The sequence below is a fragment of the Luteibacter sp. genome, assembly GCF_051958795.1.
Lineage (GTDB): Bacteria > Pseudomonadota > Gammaproteobacteria > Xanthomonadales > Rhodanobacteraceae > Luteibacter.
Window position 1 is genome coordinate 1 of the sequence record NZ_JBQCFT010000352.1, and the last position, 9,699, is coordinate 9,699.

The following is a 9,699-nucleotide window of genomic DNA, read 5'->3' on the forward strand; positions in this document are numbered from 1 at the left end:
GGTCACCAGGACGACGGTGCCGCCCATGCTGACCATGACCGCACCGGACGCCTGGCGGGCGATTTCGCCCGTCTCCAGCGTGACTTCGTGACTACCGTACTGGAATGACTTGGTTACTTTCGCCACTTCGTTGTCTCCTCGTCCTGATCCGGTGGTTTAGCGGCGCAGGCCGAGGCGTTCGATGAGGGTCTGGTAGCGAGCGAGGTCGCTCTTCTTGAGGTAGGCCAGCAGCGTCTTGCGCTTGTTGACCATCTTCAGCAGACCGCGACGCGAGTGGTGGTCCTGCTTGTGCGCCTGGAAGTGATCCTGCAGCGCGGTGATGTTCGCGGACAGCAGCGCGACCTGGACTTCGGTCGAGCCGGTGTCGTTATCCTTGCGACCGTAGTCCTTGATGATCTGGCTGGTCTGTTCGACGGTGAGCGACATGTGTATCGATTCCTTAAAAAAGCGGATGCGAGACTTGCGCAACCTCAACGGCCACCGATGAAGTTGCGCAAGCCTCGCTTTGATGAAAGCTGTTAAACGAGCACGTAATTGTAACGTCCTGCGCGTAGCGGCAACAAGCCCGGTCAGGGGGTTGGGAGGTTGAAGCCCCTGAGAACCCTCAAAATACCGTCTTCACCGACCTCGCCGAGCGCCATCAGGCGCCCGTCGGCACCCCAGACGCCGCACCGGCCGGTGGCGGCACCGGCGCCGAGGGGTACCGGCTGGCCGAAGCCGAGCACACGGGTCTGGTCGGTCTCGAGTTCCACCCGGGGAATATGGGCGAGCCCGGCATCGACCGGAAGCAGGCAGGCTTCGAGCGGGTCCGGCCCGGTTTCAGCGGCCGCACGCAGTTCATCCAGCGTGACCATGGCCGGCGCCATGAACGGTTCGACCCACAGCCGGCGCAGGCCCGTGAGGTGTGCGCCACAACCGAGGTTGGCCCCCAGGTCGACCGCCAGGCTGCGGACATAGGTACCCGAACCGCATTCCACGTGCAGGCGGAGGGTATCCCCTGCCCGCTCGATCACCTCGAGCCGGTAAACCTCGACCTCACGCGACGGCACGTCGACCGCCTCGCCGCGCCGGGCGCGCACATAGAGAGGCACGCCATCCTGCTTGATGGCCGAATAGGCCGGCGGGACCTGGGTGATGCGGCCGCGCAGGGGCGCCAGTGCCGCTTCGACCAACGCATCGTCGAGGGCCGGTACCGGCCGGGTTTCCTCGATCTCGCCTTCGAGGTCGGCCGTGGTCGTGGTGGCACCCAGTTTCACCTCGGCCTCGTAGGCCTTGCGCGAACCCAGCAGCCAGCCGGCGATCTTGGTGGCTTCGCCAAAGCAAAGCGGTAGCAGGCCGGTGGCCAGCGGATCGAGGCTGCCGGTGTGCCCGCCCTTGGCCGCGCCCACCAGTCGACGCGCCGTCTGCAAGGCCTGGTTGGAACTCAGGCCGAGCGGCTTGTCGAGCAGGAGGATGCCGTGGATGTCACGGAATGAGCGACGGTTCATTAAAGAGGGAATGCCCTTCGTAGGAGCCCACCCTGTGGGCGACGCCGTTCGCGGGAGAGCCGCAGTCCTGTGGCGCCATCGCGACAGATGTCGCCCACAGGGTGGGCTCCTACGGCCCTATTCGTCTTCGGCCTTGTCGGCCGGCGGGACCGGGTTCTCGCGCAGCAGCGTTTCGATGCGCTCGGCGCGGTCGACCGACTCGTCGTACTTGAAGCGCAGCTCGGGTACGCGACGCAAACGCATGGAGCGCGAGAGCTCGCGGCGGAATTCCTTGGCAAGCTCCTTGAGCGCCTTCACGGCCTCGGCCGACTTCTCCGGCATGAGCGCGGTGACCCATACGGTAGCCACGTCCAGGTCCTTGGTGGTCTCCACGTCAGAGACGCTGACCGAGGGCAGCGCATGCTCGCGCACGGCGGCGTGCACCAGCAGGCCGATTTCACGGCGCAGCTCGGCGGAGACGCGGTCGGTTCGCTTGAAATCACGGGACGGCATATCCGCCTCCTATAAACGAGAAAAGCCTCCCCGGCGAACCGGGGAGGCAGGGTCTTCCAATTACAGCGTGCGGGCCACTTCGATGCGCTCGAAGCACTCGATCTGGTCGCCCACCTTCACATCGTTGTACTGCTTCACCGCGATACCGCATTCGGTGCCGTTGCGGACTTCGTCCACCAGCTCCTTGAAGCGGCGCAGCGATTCCAGTTCACCCTGGAACACGACAACGTTGTCGCGCAGCACGCGGATCGGCTTGGAACGCTTGACGATGCCTTCGATGACCATGCAACCGGCCACCGCGCCGAACTTCGACGAACGGAACACGTCGCGGACCTGGGCAACGCCGATGATCTCTTCACGCACTTCCATGCCGAGGAGACCCGACGCGGCCTGCTTCACCTGGTCGATGACGTCGTAGATGATCGAGAAGTAACGGACATCGAGGCCCGCCGTATCGATCACCTTGCGCGCCGAGGCATCGGCACGGACGTTGAAGCCGATGACCAGCGCCTTCGAGGCGGCGGCCAGCTGGGCTTCCGATTCGGTGATGCCACCGACGCCGGACGAGATGACGTTGACCTTGACCCGGTCGTTGCCAATCTGCGTCAGCGAATCGCGCAGGGCTTCGACCGAACCCTGAACATCGGCCTTGACCAGGATGTTGAGGGTCTGCTGGCCTTCGCCCTGGCCCATCTGGGCCATGATGTCTTCGAGGCGGTTCGACTTGGTGACCAGGCGGGTCTCGCGACGCTTCTGCTGACGCTCGGCGGCCACCTGGCGCGCCAGGCGCTCGTCTTCGACAGCGACGAAGTCGTCACCCGATTCCGGCACGCCGGAACGGCCCAGCACCTGCACGGGGATCGACGGGCCGGCTTCGTTGACCTGCTTGCCGGTTTCGTCGATCAGCGCACGCATGCGGCCGTATTCCACGCCGCAGACGACGAAGTCGCCCTTCTTCAGCGTGCCCTGCTGGACCAGCACGGTGGCAACCGGGCCGCGGCCACGATCGAGACTGGATTCGATGACGACACCCGAGGCGCGGCCATCGGCCACGGCCTTGAGCTCCATCACTTCGGCCTGGATCGAGATCGCGTCGAGCAGGTCGTCGATGCCCATGCCCGTCTTCGCGGACACCGGCACGAACGGCGTATCGCCACCCCACTCTTCCGGGATGACCTCGAGGTTGCCGAGGCCCTGCTTGACGTGGTCGACGTTGGTGTCCGACTTGTCCATCTTGGTCAGCGCGACGATCAGCGGCACCTTGGCGGCGCGCGCATGCTTCACCGCTTCGACGGTCTGCGGCATGACGCCGTCATCGCCGGCCACGACCAGCACCACGATATCGGTGGACTGCGCACCACGCGCACGCATGGCGGTGAACGCCGCGTGGCCCGGGGTATCCAGGAACGTGATGACGCCGCGGCTGGTTTCGACGTGGTATGCGCCGATGTGCTGCGTGATGCCACCGGCTTCGCCCGACGCGACCTTGGTGCGACGGATGTAGTCGAGCAGCGAGGTCTTGCCGTGGTCGACATGGCCCATGATGGTGACGACCGGCGGACGCGTGACCTTGTCGCCTTCGAGTTCCGCTGCGCTGGTGTGCGAGGCGAGAGCCGCTTCGGCGTTGTTGTCCGTCGCGCGAACCGGGTTGTGGCCCAGCTCTTCGATGACGAGCGTCGCGGTGTCCTGGTCGATCGTCTGGTTGATCGTGGCCATGACGCCCATCTTGAACAGGGCCTTCACCACCTCGGCACCCTTCACCGCCATCTTCTGGGCGAGGTCGGCGACGAGGTTGTTATCGCCGATGATCACGTCACGAACGACAGCCGCCGTCGGGCGGGTGAAGCCGTGCGGACCGCTCGATGCGCCGGCGCCACGCGACGGCTCCGAACGACCACCACGCGCCGGCTTGCCGCGACCACCCTTGCCGCTGGAACGGCGGGCGCGATCGGCATCGGAGAGGTGCATTTCGCCAGCGGCGAAGCGCTTGCCACCCGGCTCGCGATCACCACCGCGACCGTTGCCCGCGCCTGCACCGCCGCCACCGCCGTGCTTCGGGCGCGCGTTGCCGCGCGGATCGTTGGCAGCGGCGACGGCGCCAGGCGCCGGACGTGCGGCACCGGCGGCCGGCGTGGCCGGACGAGCAGCAGGCGCAGCCGGACGGGCCGCCGCAGGTGCCGGGGCCGGTGCGGGCGCCGGCGGCGGCGTCGGCTTGGAAACAATGCGCTCACGCTTACGCGGCTCATGGATGCGCGGCAGGATCATGCCGAGCGAGCGCGTATCGAGCTTGGCGGTCTGGTGGCCCGGCTCATCGCCAGCGGCGGCCGGCGCGGCCTCCGCGACGTCAGCCGGTGCCGCCGGCGTGGCGGCCACGGGGGCTGCCTGGTCGGCGGCTGCAGCGGCGGCGCGCGAGGCTTCCTCGGCGCGTGCGCGTTCAGCCTCGGCATGCTCCTCGGCCTGGCGGCGCGCCTCGATGGCAGCCTCTTCCTGGCGGCGTGCCTCAGCCTCGGCTTCGCGACGCTCGGCTTCGGCCTGCTCGCGACGCTCGGCTTCTTCCCGGCGCTGGTTTTCGTCGTGCTCGCGCTGGGCCTGCGACTCGGCCAGCCGGCGCGCGGCTTCGTCCCGCTCGTTATCGACCGGTGCTTCGTCAGCGATGGCGCTGCGCTTCACGTAGGTGCGCTTGGCGCGCACTTCCACGTTCACCGTCTTCGCCGGGCCCGCACCACGGCCGGAGCCGGAGCTGACCTTCAGCTCACCCACGGTGCGGCGCTTCAGCGTGATCTGGCGCGGCGAGCTGTCTTCCGCTTCGGGAGCGGGTTCGTTCTTGCCGTGCGTACGGCGCAGGAAGCCCAGCAGCTTCACCTTCTCGGTGCTGCTGATGATCTGCTCCGCCGTGGAGAAATTCATTCCGGCCTCGCCAAGCTGCGAAAGCAGCTTGTCGACCGGCATACCCAGTACCTGGGCGAGTTGTTTAATAGTGACGTCCGACATCGTTCTTCATTCTCCGCCGTTCCCGCGCGTAACCCGTGCCATCGATGCGATCTCAGGCTGCCTCCGTCCCTGGTGGGAGGCCGTGTGGCCTCCCTCGGGGCGCCCCTCCGGGGCGCTTCCGGTGACGCGCTTAGCCGCCCTTCTCCAGTCGGGCGATCATCGGGGCGCGCGCAGCCATGATCAGCTGCGAAGCGCGCTCCTCGGTCATGCCTTCGATATCGATGAGTTCATCGACGGCCAGGTCGCCCAGGTCGTCCAGCGTGCGGATGCCGCGCTCGACGAGCGCGTAAGCCGTACCCTCATCCATACCTTCCAGATCCAGGAGTTCCTGGTCCGGGCCTTCCACGTTCTCTTCGACGGCCAGCGCCTGGGTGAGCAGTGCGTCGCGGGCGCGGGCACGGAGCTCTTCAACGATGTCTTCGTCGAAACCTTCGATGGCGAGCAGCTCGGCGCTCGGCACGTAGGCGATTTCTTCCACCGACGAGAAGCCTTCCTGCACGAGGATGCCGGCGATTTCCGCGTCGACCTCGAGCTTGTCCTGGAACAGCGCCAGCGCGGCCTGCTGTTCGGCTTCGCTCTTGGCGGTGACCTGGTCCTGGGTCATCACGTTGAGCTGCCAGCCGGTGAGCTTGCTGGCAAGGCGCACGTTCTGGCCACCGCGGCCGATAGCCTGGGACAGCTTGTCCTCGGCCACCGCGATGTCCATGGAGTGCTTTTCTTCATCCATGATGATGGACTGCACTTCCGCCGGTGCCATGGCGTTGATGACGTACTGGGCCTGGTTGTCGTGCCACAGGATGATGTCGACGCGCTCGCCATTGAGCTCGTTGGACACCGCCTGCACGCGCGAACCGCGCATGCCGATGCACGCGCCGATGGGATCGGTGCGGGTATCGTGCGCGACCACGGCGATCTTGGCGCGATCGCCCGGATCACGGGCGCAGCCCTTGATCTCGACGAGGCCCTGGCCGACTTCCGGCACTTCGAGCTTGAACAGCTCCATCATGAATTCCGGTGCGCTGCGCGAGACGAACAGCTGCGGGCCACGGATTTCCGACTTCACTTCGTAGAGGTAGCCACGGACGCGGTCGCCCACGCGGTGCGATTCGCGGGGAATCGTCTTGTCGCGCGGAATGAACGCCTCGGCGTTGCTGCCCAGGTCGAGGTAGACGTTGCCGCGCTCGACGCGCTTGACGATGCCGGTGACCAGCTCGCCGACGCGATCGATGAAGGCATCGACGACCTGCTGGCGCTCGGCTTCGCGGACGCGCTGGACGATGACCTGCTTCGCGGCCTGCGCGGCAATGCGGCCGAACTCGGCGTTCTCGATCTGGCGCAGGATGTAGAGGCGGCCTTCGTCGGCGGTCTCGATCAGCTCACCACCGTCGGCGACTTCGTCTTCCACGTCCATCTGGCGGATCTGGAAGGACGGATCCTCCATCTCGCCATCGTCAGCGATGACTTCCCAGCGACGGTACGTCTTGTAATCGCCCGAGTCGGAATCGATCTCGACGTAGATGTCCGGATCCTCTTCGGGGTAGCGCTTCTTGGCGGCCGAGGCGAGCGCCGCTTCCATGGCTTCAAAAATGACATCGCGCGGCACGCCCTTTTCGTTGGCGACCGCGTCGACTACCAGCAAAAGTTCTTTGCTCATTGCCGCTACTCCCATGAGGATGCCCCGCGGCATCCCGTCGTTTCGTTATTTGGATTTCTTCTTTTCGCCCGGCTTGGGCTTCGGCTGCGGGGCATAGCCCAGCGCCACCCAATCCGGCACCACGCGGGCGCTCTCGACGTCCGCGTGTTCGAATTCGAACTTGCCCGCCTCACCTTCCAGCACAATGTGCTCGCCGTTTACTTCAACGACGTTGCCTTTCAGACGGCGGCGGCCCTCGATCGGGGCCTTCAGCAGCACCTTCACTTCCTGGCCCGTGACGCGCGCGAACTGCGTGGCGCTGAACAGGGGCCGGTCGATGCCGGGGGAGGAGACCTCCAGTACATAGTTGCCGGGGATCGGATCTTCAACGTCCAGCCACGCCGAGAACTCGCGGCTGGCCGATTCGCAGTCGTCCACGGTGACTTCCGGCGACTCGCGGCCCTCGCGAAGCTCCTCCGGCACATCCAGGAAGACGCGCAGGGTGCTCTGCCCGCCACCGGCAGGAAGGAATTCGATGCCCAGCACCTCGAGGCCGAGGTCGGCCACGATCTCCGAGAAGCGTTGTGTTAGTGCGTTGGTGTCCACGTTACCTACGGTTTTCTGGTCGCCAGAAACAAAAAAAGGGCTCGAACGGCCCATTCCTTTCGTCGCCGATGTATCCCGACACTTCCCTCCACAGCGCCTGCGAGAAACCTGACGGCGCTCACGAGTGTCGCGGGACGCGCTCCCTGCGCCCAACAAAAAAGCCTCACGAGGAGGCTTTCTTGTAAAAAGAAAGGTCCTGAAGCGACGTTGGCCCGCGATACGCGATCGATGGTTAACGGCGCTTAAGATTCAGGAATTCTATCGCAAATCCCCCGCTACGCGCAAGTTCGCCAGGGGTGCGCTGACGGATGTAACCCCGCGCCATCCGGCGCGTTAATGCCCCTAGAATGGGAGCATGGCCGATCGGGGGGATACGGACGGATGGATGGGGTGACCGGGCTGGATGTCCACACGCTAGGCATTATCGGCCTGGCGGTTGGCATCGCCATCGCGTTGAGCTTCTCGCTGATGAGCCTGGTGCTCCGCGGCATGGCCGCGCTGCACGTGTGGGCGGCGGCCTTCTGGCTGCTGACCTTCGCCGGCCTGGCCCAGGGTTACGACGAAAATGGCAGTTTCCTTTCCGCCATCATCGGCAGCGCCCTGATCGCGCTGGCCAACGCGGCGATGCTGGTCGGCATCGCCATGCACCTGGGCCACCGCCTGCCCTGGCGCTGGCCGACCCTGGTCATCGGCGTGTTCCTGCTCATCCAGGTGGCTTTCATGGCCTGGCCGCCCAGCCAGCCGCTCGAGAGTGCCGTTTTCGGGTTGAAGAGCATCCTCTGGGACACCTGGATGATCGTGCTGCTGATGCGTGCGCCACGCGAGATCAGGGCGGGCAGCCTCTTCACCGCGCTGGTGTTCAGCATCGACATCCTCTTCTACCTCGCCCGAGGCCTGATCTCAATTTATCCTGAGATTGAAACGCCCGAGCTGGCTTCGCTGCTGACGACCTCAAACTACCTGTTCGGCATCCTCTGTACCTTCCTCCTGAGCACGGGCTTCACCCTGATGCTCTCACAGCGGCTGGTCCATGACCTGCGGGTCGCTGCTGACGTCGACGGCCTCACCGGGCTGCTCAACCGCACCGCCCTGCTCAAGGCTGCGGCGCCCGTGTTCCAGGCCAACCGCGACCAGACCCATGCGGTGCTCCTGTTCGACCTCGACCATTTCAAGGCGATCAACGACCGGTGGGGCCACGCCGGTGGCGACGCAGTGCTGAAGCACTTCACCCGGACGCTGCGCGAAGGCGGGATCCCCCGCCGCGCCCTGCTCTCCCGCTATGGCGGCGAGGAATTCCTGCTGCTCTTGCCGTGCACCAGCGCGAACGTGGCCGTGGCCCTGGCAGAGTCACTGCGCGCCCTGGTCGAGTCCTCGCCCGCCACCTACGGCGGCGAGCCGATCCTTTTCACCACGAGCGTGGGCGTGGCCACGGGTACGGGCACCCACATCCAGAGCCTGATCGATACCGCCGACACCGCGCTCTACCAGGCCAAACGCACCGGCCGCGATCGTGTCGAGGCGATGGTTTCGGAGCCCGCCGTGAAGCAGGGGAACACCGCTTTTGCCACTGCTGGGGTGGCTGACTGATTTGCTCAGGCCGCGCGCGGCTGGATACGGGCCAATGCATCGCCGATGCGGCGCTCCGCGAGTTCCAGCTCATAATGCAGCTGCAGGTTCATCCAGCTATGTGGGTCAGTGCCAAAGTACCGGGCCAGACGCAGCGCAGTGTCAGCGGTGATCCCGCGCTTGCCGGACACCAACTCGTTAACGCGCGCGGCTGTCACCCCAATGGCCAGGGCAAGTGCGTTCGAGGAGAGGCCAAACGGCTTCATGTAATCCTCGCGGAGGACTTCCCCGGGATGCACGGGCGGAAGTGGATGGCTCATGGCAGACCCTTCAGTGATAGTCGACGATTTCGACGGCGTGGGCATGGCCGTCGTCCCAACGAAAGCAGATGCGGAACTGATCGTTGATTCGAATGCTGAACTGCCCCGCCCTGTCGCCTTTCAGCAATTCGAGCCGGTTCCCGGGCGGCGCAGCCAGGAACGAAAGGGTCGCCGCGGCGTGCAGTTGAGCCAGTTTTCGTCGAGCAATACGCCCGATGGGAGCCCAGCGGCGTGAGCAGCGGCCCTGAAACAAGGCCCCGGTGTCTTTGTCCGCGAACGAAACAATCATGCCAGATCACTTATCGATTGTCGATAAGCGATCATGTCGTCTTCGATGAGAACGCGGTATCGGGCACGGCCGACCCTGCGTTACGGCGTCATCCCGCTTTGCGTAGGCGATGACCCACAAACCCCTACCTGCGACCGCGGCTAGCGATCAACCGGACCTAGTTCACTCTGATGGACTGAGCGCCAGCGAGTGGCTTCGCGCACCATGACGTGAACGGATCCGCAACTGCACGTTGAATTGCTTCGCTCCATTCGCCGCTCGAGTTCACGCACCACCACCTCGCGCTCGGCGGCGCGACGCAGATTACGAGCGCCG

At 65.5% G+C, this 9,699-nt stretch carries 9 protein-coding genes; 1 reads left to right on the forward strand and 8 read right to left on the reverse strand.

Annotated features, from left to right (window positions below; genetic code table 11):
• Positions 1-156: 156 nt before the first annotated feature.
• From rpsO to rimP, 6 genes are all read right to left on the reverse strand, one after another.
• Positions 157-426: a 30S ribosomal protein S15 gene (rpsO, locus tag ACTHLF_RS18715; RefSeq protein WP_139983545.1), complete on the reverse strand. Its 270-nt coding sequence runs from the start codon at positions 424-426 to the stop codon at positions 157-159.
• A 143-nt stretch (positions 427-569) separates the two neighbouring features.
• Positions 570-1,487 carry a tRNA pseudouridine(55) synthase TruB gene (gene truB, locus ACTHLF_RS18720; protein ID WP_440329350.1) on the reverse strand — a complete coding sequence of 306 codons (918 nt, stop codon included), beginning with the start codon at positions 1,485-1,487 and terminating at the stop codon, positions 570-572.
• Between the two features lie 117 nt (positions 1,488-1,604).
• Complete coding sequence (gene rbfA, locus ACTHLF_RS18725) at positions 1,605-1,979, reverse strand: 30S ribosome-binding factor RbfA (protein ID WP_440329352.1); 375 nt, start codon at positions 1,977-1,979, stop codon at positions 1,605-1,607.
• A gap of 60 nt (positions 1,980-2,039) precedes the next feature.
• On the reverse strand, positions 2,040-4,970 hold the full coding sequence (infB, locus tag ACTHLF_RS18730) for a translation initiation factor IF-2 (RefSeq protein ID WP_440329354.1): 2,931 nt from the start codon (positions 4,968-4,970) through the stop codon (positions 2,040-2,042).
• Positions 4,971-5,100: 130 nt separating this feature from the next.
• Positions 5,101-6,624, reverse strand: coding sequence for a transcription termination factor NusA (nusA, locus tag ACTHLF_RS18735; RefSeq protein WP_440329355.1), 1,524 nt, complete (start codon positions 6,622-6,624; stop codon positions 5,101-5,103).
• A 45-nt stretch (positions 6,625-6,669) separates the two neighbouring features.
• Complete coding sequence (gene rimP, locus ACTHLF_RS18740; protein WP_440329356.1) at positions 6,670-7,209, reverse strand: ribosome maturation factor RimP; 540 nt, start codon at positions 7,207-7,209, stop codon at positions 6,670-6,672.
• Positions 7,210-7,590: 381 nt separating this feature from the next.
• Here rimP and ACTHLF_RS18745 point away from each other — a divergent pair, with 381 nt between their 5' ends.
• The gene (locus ACTHLF_RS18745) at positions 7,591-8,796 is read left to right on the forward strand and encodes a diguanylate cyclase (protein WP_440329358.1); all 1,206 of its coding nucleotides are present in this window, start codon (positions 7,591-7,593) and stop codon (positions 8,794-8,796) included.
• Between the two features lie 5 nt (positions 8,797-8,801).
• Here ACTHLF_RS18745 and ACTHLF_RS18750 read toward each other — a convergent pair whose 3' ends face one another.
• Positions 8,802-9,095: a HigA family addiction module antitoxin gene (locus tag ACTHLF_RS18750; RefSeq protein ID WP_440329360.1), complete on the reverse strand. Its 294-nt coding sequence runs from the start codon at positions 9,093-9,095 to the stop codon at positions 8,802-8,804.
• Between the two features lie 10 nt (positions 9,096-9,105).
• Positions 9,106-9,384, reverse strand: a complete 279-nt coding sequence (locus tag ACTHLF_RS18755; RefSeq protein ID WP_440329362.1) for a type II toxin-antitoxin system RelE/ParE family toxin — start codon at positions 9,382-9,384, stop codon at positions 9,106-9,108.
• Between the last annotated feature and the right edge of the window lie 315 nt (positions 9,385-9,699).

Coding starts and splice junctions, on each gene's coding strand:
- rpsO (WP_139983545.1), bottom strand. CDS start 426: ATGTCGCTCACCGTCGAACAGACCAGCCAGATCATCAAGGACTACGGT.
- truB (WP_440329350.1), bottom strand. CDS start 1,487: ATGAACCGTCGCTCATTCCGTGACATCCACGGCATCCTCCTGCTCGAC.
- rbfA (WP_440329352.1), bottom strand. CDS start 1,979: ATGCCGTCCCGTGATTTCAAGCGAACCGACCGCGTCTCCGCCGAGCTG.
- infB (WP_440329354.1), bottom strand. CDS start 4,970: ATGTCGGACGTCACTATTAAACAACTCGCCCAGGTACTGGGTATGCCG.
- nusA (WP_440329355.1), bottom strand. CDS start 6,624: ATGAGCAAAGAACTTTTGCTGGTAGTCGACGCGGTCGCCAACGAAAAG.
- ACTHLF_RS18745 (WP_440329358.1), top strand. CDS start 7,591: ATGGATGGGGTGACCGGGCTGGATGTCCACACGCTAGGCATTATCGGC.
- ACTHLF_RS18750 (WP_440329360.1), bottom strand. CDS start 9,095: ATGAGCCATCCACTTCCGCCCGTGCATCCCGGGGAAGTCCTCCGCGAG.
- ACTHLF_RS18755 (WP_440329362.1), bottom strand. CDS start 9,384: ATGATTGTTTCGTTCGCGGACAAAGACACCGGGGCCTTGTTTCAGGGC.